General features: G+C 56.8%; 20 protein-coding genes and 2 tRNA genes. 5 read left to right on the forward strand and 17 right to left on the reverse strand.

The window, feature by feature from the left end; translation table 11 throughout:
• Positions 1-23: 23 nt before the first annotated feature.
• On the reverse strand, positions 24-674 hold the full coding sequence (locus AB8W27_RS18590; RefSeq protein ID WP_041923118.1) for an NAD(P)H-binding protein: 651 nt from the start codon (positions 672-674) through the stop codon (positions 24-26).
• Between the two features lie 144 nt (positions 675-818).
• Between AB8W27_RS18590 and AB8W27_RS18595 the strand changes: the two genes are divergently transcribed.
• Positions 819-1,337, forward strand: coding sequence for a type 1 glutamine amidotransferase domain-containing protein (locus AB8W27_RS18595; protein WP_012815038.1), 519 nt, complete (start codon positions 819-821; stop codon positions 1,335-1,337).
• Here the strand turns inward: AB8W27_RS18595 and AB8W27_RS18600 are convergent.
• Complete coding sequence (locus AB8W27_RS18600) at positions 1,317-1,751, reverse strand: YhbP family protein (protein ID WP_012815037.1); 435 nt, start codon at positions 1,749-1,751, stop codon at positions 1,317-1,319. The genes AB8W27_RS18595 and AB8W27_RS18600 overlap by 21 nt on opposite strands.
• A gap of 65 nt (positions 1,752-1,816) precedes the next feature.
• Here AB8W27_RS18600 and AB8W27_RS18605 point away from each other — a divergent pair, with 65 nt between their 5' ends.
• On the forward strand, positions 1,817-2,104 hold the full coding sequence (locus AB8W27_RS18605) for a GIY-YIG nuclease family protein (protein WP_012815036.1): 288 nt from the start codon (positions 1,817-1,819) through the stop codon (positions 2,102-2,104).
• A 2-nt stretch (positions 2,105-2,106) separates the two neighbouring features.
• On the opposite strand, the gene AB8W27_RS18610 is transcribed toward AB8W27_RS18605, so the two are convergent.
• Complete coding sequence (locus tag AB8W27_RS18610) at positions 2,107-2,610, reverse strand: GNAT family N-acetyltransferase (RefSeq protein ID WP_012815035.1); 504 nt, start codon at positions 2,608-2,610, stop codon at positions 2,107-2,109.
• Positions 2,604-3,128: an SCP2 domain-containing protein gene (locus tag AB8W27_RS18615; RefSeq protein ID WP_012815034.1), complete on the reverse strand. Its 525-nt coding sequence runs from the start codon at positions 3,126-3,128 to the stop codon at positions 2,604-2,606. Before AB8W27_RS18615 ends, AB8W27_RS18610 begins: the two co-directional genes overlap by 7 nt.
• Before the next feature lie 248 nt (positions 3,129-3,376).
• On the opposite strand from AB8W27_RS18615, the gene AB8W27_RS18620 reads away from it, so the two are divergent.
• From AB8W27_RS18620 to AB8W27_RS18630, 3 genes are all read left to right on the forward strand, one after another.
• On the forward strand, positions 3,377-4,372 hold the full coding sequence (locus AB8W27_RS18620; RefSeq protein WP_012815033.1) for a peptidase U32 family protein: 996 nt from the start codon (positions 3,377-3,379) through the stop codon (positions 4,370-4,372).
• 10 nt (positions 4,373-4,382) lie between these two features.
• The gene (locus tag AB8W27_RS18625) at positions 4,383-5,261 is read left to right on the forward strand and encodes a U32 family peptidase (protein WP_012815032.1); all 879 of its coding nucleotides are present in this window, start codon (positions 4,383-4,385) and stop codon (positions 5,259-5,261) included.
• Between the two features lie 152 nt (positions 5,262-5,413).
• Positions 5,414-6,424 (forward strand): LLM class flavin-dependent oxidoreductase, encoded by a 1,011-nt coding sequence (locus AB8W27_RS18630; protein WP_012815031.1) that lies wholly within the window; start codon positions 5,414-5,416, stop codon positions 6,422-6,424.
• Positions 6,425-6,466: 42 nt separating this feature from the next.
• On the opposite strand, the gene mtr is transcribed toward AB8W27_RS18630, so the two are convergent.
• The 13 genes from mtr to AB8W27_RS18695 all read right to left on the reverse strand — a co-directional run bounded on the left by mtr (position 6,467) and on the right by AB8W27_RS18695 (position 20,514).
• Positions 6,467-7,711 (reverse strand): tryptophan permease, encoded by a 1,245-nt coding sequence (mtr, locus tag AB8W27_RS18635; RefSeq protein ID WP_012815030.1) that lies wholly within the window; start codon positions 7,709-7,711, stop codon positions 6,467-6,469.
• 294 nt (positions 7,712-8,005) lie between these two features.
• Positions 8,006-9,922 carry a DEAD/DEAH family ATP-dependent RNA helicase gene (locus AB8W27_RS18640; RefSeq protein WP_012815028.1) on the reverse strand — a complete coding sequence of 639 codons (1,917 nt, stop codon included), beginning with the start codon at positions 9,920-9,922 and terminating at the stop codon, positions 8,006-8,008.
• Complete coding sequence (yrbN, locus tag AB8W27_RS18645; protein ID WP_105580823.1) at positions 9,915-9,995, reverse strand: protein YrbN; 81 nt, start codon at positions 9,993-9,995, stop codon at positions 9,915-9,917. Before yrbN ends, AB8W27_RS18640 begins: the two co-directional genes overlap by 8 nt.
• A 107-nt stretch (positions 9,996-10,102) precedes the next feature.
• Positions 10,103-10,987, reverse strand: coding sequence for a lipoprotein NlpI (nlpI, locus tag AB8W27_RS18650; protein WP_007766827.1), 885 nt, complete (start codon positions 10,985-10,987; stop codon positions 10,103-10,105).
• A 116-nt stretch (positions 10,988-11,103) separates the two neighbouring features.
• Positions 11,104-13,239, reverse strand: a complete 2,136-nt coding sequence (gene pnp, locus AB8W27_RS18655) for a polyribonucleotide nucleotidyltransferase (RefSeq protein ID WP_012815027.1) — start codon at positions 13,237-13,239, stop codon at positions 11,104-11,106.
• Between the two features lie 243 nt (positions 13,240-13,482).
• Complete coding sequence (gene rpsO / locus AB8W27_RS18660) at positions 13,483-13,752, reverse strand: 30S ribosomal protein S15 (protein WP_004385056.1); 270 nt, start codon at positions 13,750-13,752, stop codon at positions 13,483-13,485.
• 143 nt (positions 13,753-13,895) lie between these two features.
• Positions 13,896-14,840 carry a tRNA pseudouridine(55) synthase TruB gene (gene truB, locus AB8W27_RS18665; RefSeq protein WP_012815026.1) on the reverse strand — a complete coding sequence of 315 codons (945 nt, stop codon included), beginning with the start codon at positions 14,838-14,840 and terminating at the stop codon, positions 13,896-13,898.
• On the reverse strand, positions 14,840-15,241 hold the full coding sequence (gene rbfA, locus AB8W27_RS18670; protein WP_007766816.1) for a 30S ribosome-binding factor RbfA: 402 nt from the start codon (positions 15,239-15,241) through the stop codon (positions 14,840-14,842). The genes truB and rbfA overlap by 1 nt, the downstream gene beginning before the upstream one ends.
• A 134-nt stretch (positions 15,242-15,375) precedes the next feature.
• Complete coding sequence (gene infB, locus AB8W27_RS18675) at positions 15,376-18,087, reverse strand: translation initiation factor IF-2 (protein WP_012815025.1); 2,712 nt, start codon at positions 18,085-18,087, stop codon at positions 15,376-15,378.
• Positions 18,088-18,111: 24 nt separating this feature from the next.
• Positions 18,112-19,599 (reverse strand): transcription termination factor NusA, encoded by a 1,488-nt coding sequence (gene nusA / locus AB8W27_RS18680; RefSeq protein WP_012815024.1) that lies wholly within the window; start codon positions 19,597-19,599, stop codon positions 18,112-18,114.
• 27 nt (positions 19,600-19,626) lie between these two features.
• On the reverse strand, positions 19,627-20,079 hold the full coding sequence (gene rimP / locus AB8W27_RS18685) for a ribosome maturation factor RimP (RefSeq protein ID WP_012815023.1): 453 nt from the start codon (positions 20,077-20,079) through the stop codon (positions 19,627-19,629).
• Between the two features lie 212 nt (positions 20,080-20,291).
• Positions 20,292-20,368: transfer RNA gene (locus AB8W27_RS18690), tRNA-Met, on the reverse strand.
• A gap of 59 nt (positions 20,369-20,427) precedes the next feature.
• Positions 20,428-20,514: transfer RNA gene (locus AB8W27_RS18695), tRNA-Leu, on the reverse strand.
• Positions 20,515-20,543: the final 29 nt, after the last annotated feature.

A 20,543-nucleotide genomic window follows, 5' to 3' on the forward strand; every position in this document is an offset into this window, starting at 1 on the left:
CCGGACGCGTTTTGAAACGCTGTTCAGCGCGCCGTTTGTGCCGCTATTTCACGCAATTGCGCCGAATCAAGCACCGCAACGTCTTCTTTTGCGGGCGACAACGCCGCATTCACCATGGCCTGCGCCACGGTTTGCGCCTCAATGGCTTTCCATTTCCCCGGCAGCAGACGAAACAGCGGGGCCATGAAAGATTCCCCGGCGCGGCGCTTTTCGCGATCGCCAGTAAGCAGCGACGGACGCGCCAGTGTCAGCCGCTGCCAGCCCTGCGCCTTCAGCGCTGTTTCCATCTCCCCTTTTACGCGGTTGTAGAAAAACGGCGAATTCGGGTTCGCGCCGAGCGCGCTGACCACCAGCATATGCTTTGCGCCAAGCCGCAGCCCGGCGAGCGACGTGTCCACCACCAGCGTGTAGTCAGCAAGAATAAACGCCTCTTTGCTGCCCGCCTCGCGCCGCGTGGTGCCGAGACAACAAAAGACGATATCCAGCGGCGCGCTAAGCTGCGTCAGCACATCGGAGAGCTGCGGGTCGCACGGGTTTTCCACTTTATGCATCGGCACGCGCAACGGACGGCGGGTTGGCGCGATGATCGATGACACACGCGGTTCGTCGACCAGCATCCGTAGCAGATGGCCGCCCACCAGCCCGCTGGCGCCGGTTATCAGTACTCGACTCATGATCGCTCCTTTGCAGAATCTTCTGCCTTGCAATGTCAGCGCCCTGAACCAGGCTTAATAGTCTGTGTGGTTTAAGTATTTACCATTTCTGGCAAAAGCCATTACTGCACATCACCGTTCTGCAAAGACACCAAGGGAGGCGTAATGAGCAAGAAGATTGCAGTCTTAATCACTGATGAGTTCGAAGATTCGGAATTCACATCCCCGGCGGCCGAGTATCGCAAGGCCGGACATGAAGTGATCACCATCGAGAAAGAAGCCGGTAAAACCGTCACTGGTAAGCAAGGCGAGGCGAAAGTCACTATTGATAAGGCCATCGATGAGGTGAGCCCGGCTGATTTCGACGCCCTGCTGTTGCCTGGCGGTCATTCACCCGACAGCCTGCGCGGCGACGATCGTTTCGTCACCTTTACCCGCGACTTTGTGAATACCGGTAAACCGGTCTTCGCTATCTGCCACGGGCCGCAGCTCTTAATCAGCGCCGATGTGATCCGCGGGCGTAAGCTGACCGCCGTCAAGCCTATCGTGATTGACGTGAAAAACGCCGGGGCGGAGTTCTACGATGAGGAAGTGGTCGTCGATAAAGATCAACTGGTGACCAGCCGCACGCCGGAAGATTTACCGGCATTTAACCGTGAGGCGCTACGCCTGCTCGGGGCGTAACCAGACGAGTTTTTTACCAAACCCCAGGGTGTTGTCAGTAAATTTGATCTCATCAAGACGGATCTCCCACAGCGGGGAGGACATCACCCTGGCCACCGGAAAGCGACGGTTGTAGCGCTCGCGCAAGGCCTCGCTTTCCGGCTCTTCCACCAGCCTTAACTCTCCTGCGAACTGCACGCCGCGGATAAGCGCCACGGTTTTGGTCTGCCCGTTGACCGTGCCTGCGACAGACGCCAGCTTGCCTGCCATTTGGCCGTGGCGGCTTTGGGTATCGCTTAACAGATAAAACGCCACCCGCTCGCGGTCATAGATATAAAACGCGTTCGCGCACCAGAGCGCGTCTTCGCGGCCGACGCAGTAAGTGACGACATGCTGCTTAGCGAGCCATTTACTGATGGCGTCGAGAGCGTCCATTGGTTCTCCTGTCGGGGATAATCATGGTAAGGTGCGGCCAGTGATGACTGCCGCCGATACGCATTATGGAAGAATGGTTTCTTTATTTGATCCGCTGCCCCGATAACCGCCTTTATACCGGCATCACCACCGATGTCGCGCGCCGCTTCGCCCAGCATCAGCGCGGCAAAGGCGCCAAAGCGCTGCGCGGCAAAGGCGAGCTGACGCTGGTCTTCAGCGCGCCCGCGGGCAATCGCTCCGAGGCGCTGCGCGCCGAATACCGCATCAAGCAACTGACGAAACGGCAGAAAGAGCAACTGGTCGCGGGAGAGCTGGCGTTTGAGGCGATGACAACCGCACCGCAAACGCCCTGAGATCAGAAACGATTAAAATGCTCGTGATAATCCACGGGGCCATGCACGCCGTTCAGGGCGTCATCGGCGAGGCGGTGCACCTGGAACGCCGCTTCGGCGCCAGGCCAGCGGCAGTGGAGGTCATAGCGGGCGGCTGGCTCAAAGCCCAGACGGTTGTAAAACTCCGGCGAGCCCAGCGTGACGACCGCCGAGTAGCCAAACTCATTGAGCGAATCGAGCCCTTCATACACGAGCTGACGGCCAATCCCCTGGCCGCGCCAGGCCTCGTCGACCGCCAGCGGCGCAAGCCCCAGCCACTGGCGCTCTTCGCCCGCCACGGTAACGGGGCTGAATGCGACATAACCCACCACCTGCCCTTCATCATCCGTTGCGACCAGCCCCAGCGTCAGCAGTCCGTCTTCACGGAGCGCGTGCACCAGCTCCGCCTCGTCGGCGCGACCGAACGCACGGCGAAGTAACGCGTCTATGCCCGGCGCATCAATGGGGATTTCTACACGAATCAGCATGGTTCACCTATGGAAGTTGCTTTGGTTAGCGGCGAGACGCGAAGCCCCGCTTCAACGAAGTCCGCCAGTTGCAGCAACATCACGCGCAGCGGTTTCGGCATCGCGTCGAGCTCAATGGCGTCCATCAGATTCTTCACATATAACCCTAATTCAGTATCGCCTTCAATCACCAGACGACGCTGGAAGAAAAGCGTATCGGGATCCTGCTTGCGCGCGGCGATCATTAACAGGTCGGCGGCGTCCGCGCGGAACATAACGTCGGCCTCGGCCTGTTCGCGCACAATGAGCTTGTCGTTTTCGACCGACGTGAACCAGCGCAGGCCGATATCGCGCACCTCGATGCCGAGCCAGCGGCCGTCGAGAAACGCCAGTTCCTCATCCGCCAGCGCCTGACGAAATTGCCAGCCGAGCAGTTGCTCCAGCGCCTGACGCTTGAGCGCAAACGGCGCGAGCGCGACCGGCGCTTTCAGAAGCGAAGGGCCAAGATGTACCAGACAGGAACGCAGATTATTCAACACGGGCTTTTCTCCTTGCCAGATCACAGTGGCCGTTATTGTGCCATATCAGTCCGTTGAGATAGCGGCTCAAATCAAGCTTTGCGCCTTCGCAGGTACCCCTTTATAGATGCCATCAATACGACATTAGCTGCCTTAAATCAAAAATTGTCGCGGGCGGGTTAACTAAAATCGCCGTTCGTTAACAATTTCGCTGCCTTTATGCAGCGCGCCAGGCCCCACGCGGCCTGCTTTTATTTTCAGGACACGCTATGGAGTTACTTTGCCCCGCCGGTAACCTGCCGGCTCTGAAGGCGGCCATCGATAATGGCGCGGATGCGGTCTATATCGGTCTGAAAGACGATACCAACGCCCGCCACTTCGCTGGTCTCAACTTTACCGAGAAAAAATTACAGGAAGCGGTCAGCTATGTGCATCAGCGTGGCCGCAAACTGCACATCGCCATCAACACCTTCGCCCACCCTGACGGCTATGAACGCTGGGAGCGCGCAGTGGATATGGCCGCCCAGCTCGGCGCCGATGCGCTGATCTTAGCGGACATCGCGATGCTGGAGTACGCTGCCGCCCGCTATCCCCACGTGGAGCGCCATGTGTCAGTCCAGGCGTCCGCCACCAATGAAGCCGCTATCCGCTTTTATCAGCGCCATTTTGACGTGGCTCGCGTGGTGCTGCCGCGCGTGCTGTCCATTCATCAGGTAAAACAGTTAGCCCGCGTCACGCCGGTGCCGCTGGAAGTGTTCGCCTTCGGCAGCCTGTGCATTATGGCGGAAGGCCGCTGCTATCTCTCTTCGTACCTGACCGGCGAATCGCCCAATACCGTGGGCGCCTGTTCGCCCGCGCGCTTCGTGCGCTGGCAGCAGACGGAACAGGGGCTGGAGTCGCGCCTGAACGATGTCCTGATTGACCGCTACCAGGAGGGCGAAAACGCCGGTTATCCTACGCTCTGCAAAGGCCGCTATCTGGTGGACGGCCAGCGTTATCACGCGCTCGAAGAGCCCACCAGCCTTAATACGCTGGAGCTGCTGCCGGAGCTGCTGGCGGCCAATATCGCCTCGGTGAAAATCGAAGGGCGCCAGCGCAGCCCGGCTTACGTCAGTCAGGTGGCGAAAGTCTGGCGTCAGGCTATTGACCGCTGCAAAGCCGATCCGCAGCGCTTTGCGCCACAACCGGGCTGGATGGACGCGCTCGGCGCGATGGCCGAAGGCACCCAGACGACGCTTGGTGCGTATCATCGCAAATGGCAGTGAGGAGAGCAGGATGAAATATGCATTAGGGCCGGTGCTGTACTACTGGCCAAAAGCGACGCTGGAAAGCTTTTACGAGGCTGCGGCCCAAAGCTCCGCCGACGTGATTTACCTCGGCGAAGCGGTGTGCAGTAAACGTCGCGATACCAAAGCCGCCGACTGGCTGTCGCTTGCCAGAACGCTCGCCGCCAGCGGCAAGCAGGTGGTGCTCTCAACGCTTGCGCTGGTGCAGGCGCCGTCGGAGCTGACCGAGCTGAAGCGCTATATCGATAACGGCGAGTTTCTGATTGAGGCCAACGACTTCGGCGCCGTAGGGCTGGCCGCCGAGCGTAAGCTGCCGTTCGTCGCGGGCCATGCGCTTAACTGCTACAACGCCGTCACGCTGCGCCTGCTGCTGAAAGACGGCATGACGCGCTGGTGTATGCCAGTGGAGCTGTCGCGCGACTGGCTGGTGAATCTGCTCGATCAATGCGATGCGCTGGGTATTCGCGACAAATTCGATGTGGAAGTGCTGAGCTACGGCCATCTGCCGCTCGCTTACTCCGCCCGCTGCTTTACCGCCCGCTCGGAAGACAGGCCGAAAGATGAGTGCGAAACCTGCTGCATCAAATACCCCAACGGGCGCAGCATGTTGTCGCAGGAGAACAGCCAGGTTTTTGTGCTAAATGGCATTCAGACCATGAGCGGTTATGTCTATAACCTCGGCAACGAGCTGGCGTCGATGGCCGGGCTGGTGGATATAGTGCGTCTCTCGCCAATGGGACCCGAAACGCTGGATATGCTCGACGCCTTCCGGGCCAATGAAAACGGCGCCGCCCCGCTGCCGCTCGCCGCGCACAGCGACTGTAACGGCTACTGGCGCAGGCTCGCCGGGATGGCGCTTCAGGCGTAAGAAAAGGCTCACTTTGTTAACAGCATTTTGCATGAATTCATGCAGTATGAAAGGACAGCTTTCCGGCCAGGCCGCGGGCAAAATCCCCGAAATGCGCCAGGCTGGAAGAAGACCTTCAATCTGATGACACTGCTGTAATTAAGTGAGCCGTTATGTCTGATAAATCTGTTGTGCCTTTTTCGGTGCTCGATCTCGCGCCGATCCCGCAAGGCTCCTCCGCCCGTGAGGCGTTCCACCACTCGCTCGATTTAGCCCGTCTCGCTGAGAAGCGCGGCTACGACCGCTACTGGCTGGCGGAGCACCACAATATGACCGGCATCGCCAGCGCCGCGACATCGGTGCTGATTGGCTATCTCGCCGCCAATACCACCACGCTGCGCCTGGGCTCCGGCGGCGTGATGCTGCCTAACCACGCACCGCTGGTGATTGCCGAGCAGTTCGGCACGCTCGACGCCCTTTATCCTGGCCGTATTGAGCTGGGCCTTGGCCGCGCGCCGGGCAGCGATCAGCGCACGATGATGGCGCTGCGCCGCCATATGAATCACGATATCGACAACTTCCCGCGCGATGTGAAAGAACTGACGGACTGGTTCGATGCTCGCGACCCTAACCCGGCGGTGCGCCCGGTGCCAGGCTATGGCGCAAAACTTCCGGTATGGCTGCTGGGTTCGAGCCTCTACAGCGCGCAGCTTGCGGCGCAGATGGGCCTGCCGTTCGCGTTCGCCTCGCACTTCGCGCCAGATATGCTGTTGCAGGCGCTGCACCTCTATCGCACGCATTTCCAGCCTTCAGAGCGACTGGAAAAACCGTATGCGATGGTGTGCATTAATATCGTCGCGGCCGACAGCAATCGCGATGCGGAGTTTTTGTTTACGTCGATGCAGCAGGCGTTTGTGAAACTGCGTCGCGGCGAAACCAGCCAGTTGCCGCCGCCCATTGAGTCCATGGACAGCGTCTGGAGCCCGGCGGAGCAATACGGGGTGCAGCAGGCGCTCAGCATGTCGCTGGTTGGCGATAAAGCGAAAGTTCGCCATGGGTTGTTATCCGTACTGCGTGAAACCGAAGCCGATGAGATTATGGTTAACGGGCAGATTTTCGATCACGAGGCGCGGCTGCACTCGTTTGATCTCGCCATGCAGGTGCGGGAAGCACTGTTGAGTTAATACGAGTGTTTGCCCTCTGCGCAAGAGAGGGCAAACGCAACGTTACTGATACACCGGCAGCAGGTTGAAGCTGGAAAGCAGATGCACCAGCGCGTTGCCGAGTCCAAACAGCAGTATCAGCGCAATCATCCCTTTACCGCCCCAGACGCGAAAGCGCGGGCTGCCGAAACGCTGCCGTGACGCGCGCGCCAGCAGCGCCGGCACAATGGCCGCCCAGATTGTCGCCGCTAAGCCCGCATAGCCAATCGCATACAGAAACCCGTTCGGCCACAACAGCCCGCCCGCCATCGGCGGCAAAAACGTGAGCAGCGCGGTTTTGAGACGCCCTCGCGGCGAATCGTCAAACCCAAAGAGATCCGCCAGGTAGTCGAACAGCCCCAGCGTCACGCCAAGGAACGAGCTCGCCACCGCGAAGTTGGAAAACACAATCAGCAGCACATCTAACGTGCGGCTGTTCAGCACATCGCTCAGCGCCCCCACCAGCACATCGATATTGCCGCCCGCTTTCGCGATGCCGATAAACTCCGGGCGCGGAATGTTGCCCATCGTCGCCAGCAACCAGATGGTGTAAAGCGCGAGCGCAAGCAGCGTTCCCCAGACCAGGCAGCGAATGATGACTCCAGGCTCTTTGCCGTAGTATTTCATCAGGCTCGGCACGTTGCCGTGGTAGCCAAACGAGGCCAGACAAAATGGCAGCGTCATTAAGAGGTACGGCGTATAGCTCGGGCTTGCCTCGACCGTGTTGAATAATGTCGCCGTCTCAACATGCCCCAGCAGCCCGCCGAAAGTCAGAAAGAATGTGATGACCTTGGCGCCGAGCACAATCGCCGTCATCCGGCTCACGGCCTGGGTGGAGAGCCAGACGATAAACGCAACGATAAGCGCGAAGCCGAAACCCGCCAGCCGCGCCGGCACGTCAATATTCATGCCTGCGAACGTGTGGTGAAGCACCGAGCCGCTGGCCGAGATATAGGCATAAGTAAGGATGTAGAGGACAAATGCGACGGATGCGCCGTTCACCACGTTCCACCCTTTGCCGAGCAGGTCGCGGGTGATGGTGTCGAAGCTCGCGCCGATATGGTAGTTGAGGTTGGCTTCCAGCAGCATCAATCCTGAATGAAGCATACAGAACCAGGTAAACACCAGGGCGAGCAGCGACCAGAAAAACCACGCGCCTGACATCACCACCGGCAGAGAGAACATGCCTGCGCCGATGATCGTACCGGCGATAATCACAACGCCGCTTAAGAGCGAAGGCGAGGCGCTGCGGGCGACAAGTGTGGCCATAATGCTTTCCTGTGAAAGAGGTTACCCTGATGATTCATTGTACCAGTACGCGAGTACAAAAAGGAGAAAAAATTACGCCTCTGATAAAGCGTGACGTATTCGGCTGGGCTGGCGCAGCGCAGTAGCGGATTTATTAGCCAGAATGGCCTGGCATAGCACGTTAGGTTATCCGGGCTGTCAGGCAGGCGTGAGCCGCAAGGAGAGGGAAAACATTCATGGCATGGCGAGCAGGCTAAATCGCGCCCATAAAAAAAGCCCCGGCATGACCGGGGCTTGTTGTCAGACTCGCTGCGCTTATGCGTCGCCGAAACGACGACGAGGGGTCGCTGCGTCATCACGACGCGGACCGCGGCCGCCTTCACGACGTTCGCCACCGAAGCTACGACCGCCTTCGCGACGTTCGCCGCTGAAACGACGACCTTCGCTACGGCCTTCACCGCGACCGCCTTCACGACGCTCGCCACCGAAACCACGGCCGCCGCCGCCAGCAGGACGACGATCGCCGCGCGGCTGTGCATCACCCATCAGCTGCATATTCATCGGTTTGTTCAGAATACGCGTACGGGTGAAGTGCTGCAGCACTTCGGTCGGCATGCCTTTCGGCAGCTCGATAGTGGAGTGAGACGCGAACAGCTTGATGTTACCAATGTAACGGCTGCTGATATCGCCTTCGTTGGCGATAGCGCCCACGATGTGACGCACTTCAACGCCATCATCACGGCCCACTTCGATGCGATACAGTTCCATATCGCCTGCTTCACGACGCTCACGACGCGGACGCTCTTCACCGGCACCGCTACGCTCGGTACGCGGGCCACGCTCGTTGCGGTCGCCACGGCGCTCGAAACGGTCATCGCGATCGCGGAACTCGCGCTTCGGACGCATCGGCGCATCCGGCGGCAGGATCAGCGGACGTTCGCCCTGCGCCATTTTCAGCAGCGCGGCAGCCAGCGTTTCCACATCCAGCTCGCCTTCCGGCTGAAGCTTAGCCAGCAGCGCACGGTACTGGTCCAGATCGCTGCTTTCCAGCTGCTGCTGAACTTTCGCGGCGAATTTTTCCAGACGGCGTTTGCCCAGCAATTCTGCGTTCGGCAGTTCCACTTCCGGAATGGTCAGCTTCATGGTGCGTTCGATGTTACGCAGCAGACGACGCTCGCGGTTCTCAACGAACAGCAGCGCACGGCCTGCACGACCTGCACGACCGGTACGGCCGATACGGTGAACGTAAGACTCGGAGTCCATCGGGATGTCGTAGTTTACTACGAGGCTGATACGCTCAACGTCCAGACCACGCGCCGCAACGTCGGTTGCGATCAGGATATCCAGACGACCATCTTTCAGGCGCTCCAGGGTCTGCTCGCGCAGGGCCTGGTTCATGTCGCCGTTCAGCGCGGCGCTGTTGTAACCGCTGCGCTCCAGCGCTTCAGCCACTTCCAGGGTCGCATTTTTGGTACGAACGAAAATAATCGCCGCGTCAAAATCTTCCGATTCAAGGAAACGCACCAGCGCTTCGTTTTTACGCATGCCGTAAACAGACCAGTAGCTCTGGCTGATGTCCGGGCGAGTCGTCACGCTGGACTGGATGCGCACTTCCTGCGGCTCTTTCATAAAGCGACGGGTGATGCGACGAATCGCTTCCGGCATGGTCGCGGAGAAAAGCGCGGTCTGATGTTCAGCCGGGATCTGCGCCATGATGGTTTCAACGTCTTCGATGAAGCCCATACGCAGCATTTCGTCTGCTTCGTCCAGTACCAGGCCTTTCAGGTTAGAAAGATCCAGCGTGCCGCGCTTGAGGTGATCCAGCAGACGGCCCGGCGTACCGACCACGATCTGCGGACCCTGGCGCAGAGCGCGCAGCTGCACGTCATAACGCTGGCCGCCATACAGGGCCACGACGTTTACGCCATGCATATGTTTAGAGAAATCAGTCATGGCTTCAGCAACCTGAACCGCCAGTTCGCGGGTCGGTGCCAGCACCAGGATCTGCGGCGCGCGCAGAGTGTCATCAATGTTATGGAGCAGCGGCAGTGAAAACGCTGCGGTTTTGCCGCTACCGGTCTGGGCCATACCCAGAACGTCGCGACCGCCCAGCAGATGCGGAATACATTCTGCCTGGATTGGAGATGGTTTTTCGTAACCCAGATCGTTAAGGGCTTCAAGGATAGGAGCCTTCAGCCCCAGATCAGTAAAAGTGGTTTCGAATTCAGCCATGTAGTACGAGTGCCTCAGAATTAATGGCGGCCAGTCTACATAACTCATCGTGAAAATTTTCTGCAATTCTCATTAAAAGTGTGAACCGGCTCAAAGTAGGTGTATTAACGAACAAACAGGCCCTCACCGGTTAAGGTGATGACTTTAATAAAAAAATCCGTGGGCTGAAATGTTCGTCAGCTATTGCTGGTCCGATTCTGCCAGGTCATCTTGCTCCTGGCCCAAGAGCGCTAATTCCAACAATGCATAACGGTGCTCAACGAAGTTGTGGACGTTGTTAGCAACCGCTAATTTGAACAGTGCCGTGGCGCTGTCCTTATCCCCCAGACTTAGGTAGTACTTACCTAAATAGAAGTTGGTTTCACTGAGATGCTCAGCGAGCGAGGTGTTATCCGTTGCGTCTGCCTTCAGGCGTTCCATTAACGTTTTTTCGTTAATGTCGCCGAGCCAGAATTCGACAATGTTCCATCCCCACTGTTCTCTGTCCGATTTCTCAAAGCGTTCTTGCAAGGCCGCTTTGGCCTGTTTCTCATCCATTTTGCTTTCAGCAAGGAAGAGCCACAGACTACGGAAAGGATCATTGGGATCGTCGTGATAAAACGCCAGCAGATCATCTTGCGCTAATCGGTAACGTCCACCGTAATAGAGGGCGATACCGCGATTTAAATGCGCGTAGTTGTAAGTTGGATCAAGCTCAAGTACAGAATCAAACGCTTCATAGGCAGCATCAAAATTGCCTGCCTGCGTTAAATAAATGCCTAAGTAGTTGAATACTTCAGGCATATCGGGTCGGATAGCCAGCGCTTGTGAAAAATCATTCCGCGCCAGTGCTCGCAAACCAAGACTATCATACAACACTCCGCGCTCATATAAAAGCTGTGCGCGTTCATCATCGGTTAAAGCCCGACTTGCGAGGATCTGCTCCATGCGTGCGAGGATCACTTCTTGCTGCAAGGCCGGTTGCAATGGCACCGCCAGGACCTCGCTCTTACGCCAGGCAGAGTTGCTGCATCCTGCCAGCGTGAGTGCTGTCGCAACGAAACACCAGCGCAATAAAGGCTTCATTTCCTACTCCCGAAGACAACTATTGGATGAACGTCCTGTCCCCCGGCTGCAAACGGGGCATCCTGCCTCGTAACAAATCGCTCTCCGTGTCGCCACGGAGAGCTAAACGGCAAACCTTACTCGGCTTCCGGCGCAGCAGGGGCTGTAGCTTCCTGAGTCTGCTCGGTCGCTTCTTTAATGCTCAGACGTACGCGGCCCTGACGGTCAACTTCCAGTACCTTAACCGGTACTTCCTGACCCATCTGCAGATAGTCGGTCACTTTCTCAACACGCTTATCAGCGATCTGAGAGATGTGTACCAGACCTTCTTTACCGCCGCCGATCGCGACGAAGGCGCCGAAGTCAACGATACGGGTCACTTTACCATTGTAGATACGGCCCACTTCGATTTCAGCGGTGATTTCTTCGATACGACGAATCGCATGCTTCGCTTTTTCGCCATCGGTCGCGGCGATTTTCACGGTACCGTCATCTTCGATTTCGATGGTAGTGCCGGTTTCCTCGGTCAGCGCACGAATCACAGAACCGCCTTTACCGATCACGTCTTTGATCTTGTCCGGGCTGATCTTGATGGTGTGAATACGCGGTGCGAACTGAGAGATATCGCCACGCGGCGCGTTGATAGCCTGTTCCATCACGCCAAGGATGTGCAGACGCGCACCTTTAGCCTGGTTCAGCGCCACCTGCATGATCTCTTTGGTGATGCCTTCGATTTTGATATCCATCTGCAGCGCAGTGATACCTTCACGGGAACCCGCTACTTTGAAGTCCATGTCGCCCAGGTGGTCTTCGTCACCCAGAATGTCGGACAGTACGACAAAGTTTTCGCCTTCTTTCACCAGGCCCATCGCGATACCCGCGACAGCGGCTTTGATCGGCACGCCTGCATCCATCAGCGCCAGAGAAGCGCCACACACGGAAGCCATAGAAGAAGAACCATTGGATTCGGTGATTTCAGATACTACGCGTACGGTGTACGGGAAGCGATCAGCTGCCGGCATCACTGCCAGTACGCCGCGTTTCGCCAGACGACCGTGACCGATTTCACGACGCTTCGGAGAACCGACCATGCCGGTTTCGCCAACAGAGTACGGAGGGAAGTTGTAGTGGAACAGGAAGCGGTCAGTACGCTCGCCCATCAACTCGTCGATGTTCTGCGCGTCGCGCTCGGTACCCAGCGTCGCGGTAACCAGCGCCTGCGTTTCACCACGGGTGAACAGCGCAGAGCCGTGAGTACGCGGCAGTACGCCAGTGCGCACGTCCAGACCACGAATCATGTCTTTTTCGCGGCCATCGATACGCGGTTCGCCAGCCAGCACACGCGAACGAACAACGTTCTTCTCGATAGCGTGCAGGATGTCGCCCAGTTCGTTTTCGTCAAGCGCGTCGCCTTCGGCCTGTTCAGCCTGCAGTGCCGCGATAACGTCCGCTTTGATAGCGTCGATTTGGCTATAACGTTCTTGTTTGTCGGTGATGCGGTAAGCGTCGCTCAGACGAGATTCAGCCAGCGCTTTAACGCGCGCGTTCAGCGCTTCGTTCGCGGCTTCAGGCTGCCAGTCCCAGCGCGGTTTGCCCGCTTCTTTCACGAGATCGTTGATATTCTGAATCACAACCTGCTGCTGCTCGTGGCCAAATACCACGGCGCCCAGCATCTGATCTTCGCTCAGCAGTTCAGCTTCGGATTCCACCATCAGCACGGCGCTTTCGGTACCGGCAACCACCAGATCCAGTTTGCTGGCTTTCAGCTCATCCTGGGTCGGGTTCAGTACGTACTGGTCGTTGATGTAACCCACGCGGGCAGCACCAATCGGGCCATTGAACGGAATACCGGACAGAGACAGCGCGGCGGACGCGCCGATCATCGCAACGATATCCGGGTTAACCTGCGGGTTAACGGAAACGACGGTCGCGATAACCTGAACTTCGTTAACGAAGCCTTCCGGGAATAGCGGGCGGAGCGGGCGGTCAATCAGACGCGCGATCAGCGTTTCGCCTTCGCTCGGACGACCTTCACGACGGAAGAAACCGCCAGGGATACGGCCAGCAGCGTAGGTACGCTCCTGATAGTTAATAGTCAGCGGGAAAAAGTCCTGGCCCGGCTTCGCTTTTTTAGCGCCAACCACGGTCACGAATACCGCAGTGTCATCCATGCTTACCATAACGGCAGCAGTGGCCTGACGAGCCATCATTCCGGTTTCAAGAGTGACAGTATGTTGACCATACTGAAATTTGCGGACGATCGGATTAAGCAAAATTATACCCTTTCTAAATGAAGAACAGCACGCCTAAAGCCGTGCTGACAGTACCCGATCCTCTTTGCATCCTCGCGACTAATGACAACCCTAACCCGCCTGTGCGAATCAAGCCTCTCATTAGCCGCGCGAACCTCTGCAACGAAGATCATACTTAGCAACAATACATGAGTTTACTCGCAATTGCTGCCGTCTGGTCGAAAAAAGGGGCCGTAAAGGCCCCTTTTCTGAAACTCGCAGTGATTAGCGACGCAGACCCAGGCGCTCGATCAGCGCAGTGTAGCGTGCTACATCTTTACGTTTCAGGTAGTCGAGCAGTTTACGACGCTGAGAAACCATACGCAGCAGACCACGACGGCTGTGGTGATCTTTTTTGTGCTCTGCGAAGTGGCCCTGCAGGTGGTTGATCTGCGCAGTCAGCAGTGCAACCTGAACTTCGGTAGAACCGCTGTCGTTCTCACCACGACCAAACTCAGAAACGATTTTAGCTTTAGCTTCAACGCTTAGAGACATTTTCAACTCCAGTTTATAAAAAATAAGGGTGCCGATCTCTAATTCAGCCACCCGGGGCTACGTCTGCATTAAAATGACGGACGTAGTGTTTAGCCGCAATATTCTACCTGTCACGGCTTGTTATCGCAAGGTAGCGACGCGCGTTAAACCGGATACTCTACGACCAGGCGGCGGGGCGCCACGCGCCCTTCGCTGTCGATTTCACCCATGCCGAGAAACTTTTGCGCTTCGCCTTCCGTCACACGCACCAGGCCTTCTGACGGCGCGTCGCTGGTACGCACCGGGTTGCCATTCTTAAAGTAAACGGATGACGTCAGCGGAAGATTAACCACCGGATAGTCCGCCGCCGGGCTGTCCATCGGCATTAACAGCGGATCGAGCAGTTCAGACGGCGCAATTTCACGCGTCTGCGCCTCTTCAAGCAGCGCATTGAGCTGCTCCAGCGTCACCATACGCTCGACAGGATACTTACTGACCGCCAGGCGGCGCAGGTAAATCACATGCGCGCCGCAGCCGAGTTTTTCGCCTAAATCGTCAATGATGGTGCGGATGTAGGTGCCTTTCGAACAGTGCACTTCCAGCTCCAGTTCATCGCCTTCATGGCGAATAAACAGCAGCTCATAAACGGTAATCGGACGCGCTTCGCGCGGCACTTCAATACCCTGACGCGCATATTCGTACAGCGGCTTGCCCTGATATTTCAGCGCCGAGAACATGGTCGGCACCTGCAGGGTGTCGCCGCGAAAACTCTCCAGCGCATCCTGCAGTTCCTGCTCGCTGAAGGTGACCGGGCGCTCTTCCACCACCGTGCCGTCGGCATCGGAAGTGTCAGTGCGCTGTCCGAGGCGTGCAATTACACGGTAACGCTTATCGGAATCGAGCAGATACTGGGAAAACTTGGTCGCTTCGCCGAGACAAATGGGCAACATGCCAGTCGCCAACGGATCCAGCGCGCCGGTATGGCCCGCTCGATTCGCGTTATAGATACGCTTTACTTTTTGCAGCGCGTCGTTAGAGGAGAGCCCTTGCGGCTTATCCAGCAGCAACACGCCATGCACGTCGCGACCGCGACGACGAGGACGACTCATTATTCCTCCTTGTCGTCGTCCGGATTAACGCGACGTTCTTCGTCGTGTTTCACTACGCTGGTGACCAGGTTGGACATGCGCATCCCTTCTACCAGCGAGTTGTCGTAGAAGAAGGTCAGTTCCGGCACGATGCGAAGGCGCATGGCTTTTCCCAATAGCGAGCGGATAAAGCCTGAGGCATCCTGCAGCGCTTTAATACCGGCTTTTACCGCCGCATCGTCTTTATCGTTCAGGAACGTCACGAACACTTTGGCGTACGCCAGGTCGCGGGATACTTCAACGCCCGATACGGTGGTCATCAGCCCAACGCGCGGATCTTTGATTTCGCGCTGCAGAATGATGGCAATTTCTTTTTGCATCTCCTGCGCGACGCGCTGCGGGCGACCGAATTCTTTCGCCATAATAAAATCTCCAGACAAAAAAGGGGCTATTAGCCCCTTTTGAATATTCATACCGGGTGGCGCTTCGCTAACCCGGCCTACAAATATGTCCTAATCCACGCCCGGCAAACGTTCGGCCGCCGGGCAAACAGGGATTAGTCGATGCTGCGCTGGATTTCGATGATCTCGAAGACTTCGATCATGTCGCCAACACGGACGTCGTTGTAGTTCTTAACGCCGATACCACATTCCATGCCGTTACGGACTTCGTTAACGTCATCTTTGAAGCGGCGCAGGGATTCCAGCTCGCCTTCATAGATAACCACGTTGTCGCGCAGTACGCGGATTGGGTTATGACGCTTAATCGTGCCTTCGGTAACCATACAGCCCGCGATTGCACCGAATTTCGGCGATTTGAACACATCGCGCACTTCGGCCAGACCGATGATCTGCTGTTTCAGCTCAGGCGACAGCATGCCGCTCATAGCCGCTTTCACTTCGTCGATCAGGTTATAGATGACGGAGTAGTAGCGCAGATCCAGGCTTTCCGCTTCGATAACACGGCGCGCGGAGGCGTCGGCACGAACGTTAAAGCCAACCAAGATGGCGTTGGAAGCCGCAGCCAGCGTGGCGTCGGTTTCGGTGATACCACCCACGCCTGAGCCAACAATCTTCACCTTCACTTCGTCGGTGGAGAGTTTCAGCAGGGAGTCGGAAATCGCCTCTACGGAGCCCTGTACGTCGGCTTTCAGCACGATGTTGACTTCGTGAACTTCGCCCTCGGTCATGTTCGCGAACATGTTCTCGAGTTTGGATTTCTGCTGACGCGCCAGTTTGACTTCGCGGAACTTGCCCTGACGATAGAGAGCCACTTCACGCGCTTTCTTCTCATCACGAACCACGGTCACTTCGTCACCCGCGGCAGGAACGCCGGAGAGACCCAGAATCTCAACAGGAATGGACGGACCCGCTTCCTGGACTTCCTGGTTCAGTTCGTTACGCATCGCACGTACGCGGCCATATTCAAAGCCACACAGCACGATATCGCCTTTGTTCAGCGTACCTTCGCGAACCAGAACGGTAGCAACCGGACCACGACCTTTATCCAGGAAGGATTCGATAACTACGCCAGTCGCCATACCTTTACGTACCGCGTGCAGTTCAAGAACTTCGGACTGCAGCAGGATAGCGTCCAGCAACTCATCGATACCGGTGCCCGCTTTCGCAGAAACGTGGACGAACTGGCTCTCGCCGCCCCACTCTTCCGGGATGATGCCGTGCTGAGACAGCTCGTTTTTAACACGATCCGGATCGGCATCAGGCTTATCGATTTTGTTCACCGCAACGACAACCGGCACTTTCGCCGCTTTCGCATGCTGGATAGCTTCGATGGTCTGCGGCATCACGCCGTCGTCCGCCGCAACAACCAGAACCACGATATCCGTTGCCTGCGCACCACGTGCACGCATCGCGGTAAACGCGGCGTGGCCCGGGGTATCCAGGAAGGTGATCATGCCGTTGTCGGTCTGTACGTGGTACGCACCGATGTGCTGGGTAATGCCGCCCGCTTCGCCCGAGGCCACTTTTGTGGAACGGATGTAGTCAAGCAGAGAGGTTTTACCGTGGTCAACGTGCCCCATGATGGTCACAACCGGTGCGCGCGGCTCAGCCTGTGCGCCCATATCACGGTCGCTCATTACCGCTTCTTCCAACTCGTTTTCACGACGCAGGATAACCTTGTGGCCCATCTCTTCAGCAACCAGCTGCGCGGTTTCCTGATCGATAACCTGGTTAATGGTCGCCATCGCGCCCAGCTTCATCATCGCTTTGATAACCTGAGAGCCTTTTACAGCCATCTTGTTAGCAAGTTCGCCGACGGTGATGGTTTCGCCGATAACAACGTCGCGGTTAACTGCCTGAGCCGGCTTGTTGAAGCCCTGCTGCAGGGAGCTGCCTTTACGCTTGCCGCCTTTGCCGCCGCGAACGGCTGCACGGGCTTCTTCGCGATCCGCTTTGGATTCGGAATGCTTGTTGCTTTTCTTCTGGCGTGCGGCTTTCGCCGGACGCGCGCGGCTACGGCCGCCTTCTACTTCGCGATCGCTGTCATCTTCTGCCTGACGTGCGTGCTGGGAAGTAGTGACATGGTAGTCGCTGCTGTCTTCAGATTCTTCTTCGCTGCCGCTTTCCCACTTGGTCGCGTTCTCTTCAGCCATACGACGGGCTTCTTCTGCTACGCGACGGGCGTTTTCTTCCAGCTTGCGACGCGCTTCTTCTTCGGCCTTGCGCTTAAGGTCAAGGGCTTCAGCTTCGCGGCGGGCTTTTTCCGCCTGAGCAGCTTTGCTCACTTCGTCAGTTTGTTGATTGCTCACTTTGCTCGTTTCCGCAGCTTCACGTTTCGCTTTATCAGCGGCATCGCGTTTAGCCTGTTCTTCAGCTTCACGTTTAGCCTTATCGCCGGCTTCACGCTTGGCTTTTTCCTCTGCCTCTCGTTTGGCAGCTTCCTCTGCTTCACGACGGGCCTGCTCTTCCGCCTCACGCTTCGCCTGTTCTTCCGCGGCGAGACGCTCTGCCTCTTGCGGATCACGTTTTACAAAGGTGCGTTTTTTGCGGACTTCGATCTGTACCGACTTACTTTTCCCGCCGGTACCCTGAATATTTAAAGTACTGCGCGTTTTGCGCTGTAAAGTCAACTTATCCGGCCCTGAACCATGTTCGCGGTTCAGGTGCGCCAGTAAGGCTTGTTTCTCTTGCGCCGTCACAGAGTCTTCAGCGGACTTCGGGATCCCTGCATCAGCGAATTGCTGTACCAGGCGGTCCACGGAGGTCTGAATCTCTGCGGCCAGCGCTTTTACGGTTACATCAGTCATGCTGTTCCTTCCTGCTACAGTTTATTACGCTTCATCGCTAAACCAGCGGATGTTACGAGCGGCCATGATAAGCTCACCGGCTTTCTCATCGGTCAACCCGTCGATATCCGCGAGGTCGTCCACGCCCTGATCGGCGAGGTCATCAAGCGTACACACACCGCGAGCAGCGAGTTTGTAAGCCAGCGTACGATCCATACCTTCAAGGTTCAGCAGATCGTCAGCCGGTTTGTTATCGCCGAGGCTCTCTTCCTGAGCCAGCGCAAGGGTGGTGAGCGCATTTTTAGCGCGTTCGCGTAATGCTTCCACGGTCGGCTCATCCAGGCCATCAACTTCCAGCAGCTCTTTCATCGGCACATAGGCCAGTTCTTCGAGCGTGGAGAAGCCTTCTTCCACCAGAATCGTGGCGAACTCTTCATCAATGTCGAGATACTTCGTGAAAGTATCAATAGCGGCGTGCGCTTCAGCCTGATGTTTCGCCTGGAGATCGTCAACGGTCATGACGTTGAGTTCCCAGCCGCTCAGCTGTGAAGCCAGGCGCACGTTCTGACCATTACGGCCGATAGCCTGCGCCAGATTACCCGCTTCGACGGCGATATCCATGGTGTGTTTGTCTTCATCTACCACGATAGACGCGACATCTGCCGGCGCCATGGCATTGATAACGAACTGTGCCGGATTATCATCCCACAGCACGATATCAATACGTTCGCCGCCAAGCTCGGTCGACACCGCCTGAACACGCGCGCCGCGCATACCGACGCAGGCGCCAACCGGATCGATGCGCTTGTCGTTGGTTTTCACCGCGATTTTAGCGCGTGAACCCGGATCGCGAGCAGCGGCTTTAATTTCAATCACTTCTTCGCCAATTTCCGGTACTTCGATGCGGAACAGCTCGATCAGCATCTCCGGTTTGGCGCGCGTGACGAACAGCTGAGCGCCGCGCGCTTCAGGACGTACTGCATACAGCACGCCGCGAATACGGTCGCCCGGGCGGAAGTTTTCACGCGGCAGCATATCTTCACGCAAAATGACCGCTTCGGCGTTGCTGCCGAGGTCCAGCGTAATGTTTTCGCGGTTAACTTTTTTCACCACGCCGGTGATGATCTCACCTTCATGTTCGCGGAACTGGTCAACGACCATAGCGCGTTCGGCTTCACGAACTTTCTGTACGATGACCTGTTTAGCGGTCTGCGTGGTGATACGGTCAAACGTCACGGATTCGATCTGATCTTCGACATACTCGCCGACGTTCAGGCTCGGATCTTCGTAACGCGCCGCTTCCAGCGTGATTTCGCGGGTCGGCTGGGTAACTTCTTCAACAATAACCCAGCGGCGGAACGTGTCGAAATCACCGCTTTTACGGTCGATGCTCACGCGAACATCGATCTCTTGTTCATATTTTTTCTTGGTTGCCGTAGCCAGGGCGCTTTCCAGCGCTTCAAAAATTTTCTCGCGCGGAACCGCTTTTTCGTTGGAAACTGCTTCGACAACAGCCAAAATTTCTTTATTCATCAGGGGCCTTCGCCTCAATCCAGACTGTTAAAATTGGGGTACCAGGTTCGCTCTCTGGATATTACTTAGCGCGAACACTTCATCTTTGCCGTCAACTGCAACGGTAATCATTTCGCCATCAACGGCTTTAATGACTCCCTGCCACTTACGACGATTCTGTACCGCCATACGCAGTACCAGCGTCACCTCTTCACCAGTGTAACGGGCGTAATGTTCGGCAGTGAAGAGAGGACGGTCGAGGCCAGGCGAGGAGACTTCCAGGTTGTAAGCCACCGTAACCGGGTCTTCGACATCAAGAACGGCGCTAACCTGGTGGCTGACATCAGCACAATCGTCAACAGTGATGCCATCTTCACTATCAATATAGATGCGCAGCGTCGATGTGCGACCGCGAATGAATTCGATGCCGACGAGTTCGTAGCCCAGCGCTTCCACCGGTGCCGTAATCATCTCTGTTAATTTTTGCTCTAATGTGGACAAGCCCACCCCCAGGACATAAAAAAAGGGCATATAGCCCAGTTATTCTTTAGCCAGATAACAAAAAACCCCGATAAATCGGGGCTTTTAATAACTGAACCCTGTAAACCGCAATGTGCGGTCCGGAACACCTTCCAGGGAATTTTCTTTCAAAACGGTGAGGAAGGCATTCGCTGCACTTCACAGTATATTTGAAAAACAACTCTCAGGGAAAGTGGTTGCGGGGGCCGGATTTGAACCGACGACCTTCGGGTTATGAGCCCGACGAGCTACCAGGCTGCTCCACCCCGCGTCCGAAAACGTGGCAAATACTACGCCTTAAACGTCTAAATTGCAAGTTCTGCTGGGATTTGGTACCGAGGACGGGACTTGAACCCGTAAGCCCAATCGGGCACTACCACCTCAAGGTAGCGTGTCTACCAATTCCACCACCTCGGCACTATAGTGCGCAGTTTCTGTTTACTGCG

The sequence above is a fragment of the Cronobacter turicensis genome (assembly GCF_041222865.1).
GTDB lineage: Bacteria > Pseudomonadota > Gammaproteobacteria > Enterobacterales > Enterobacteriaceae > Cronobacter > Cronobacter turicensis.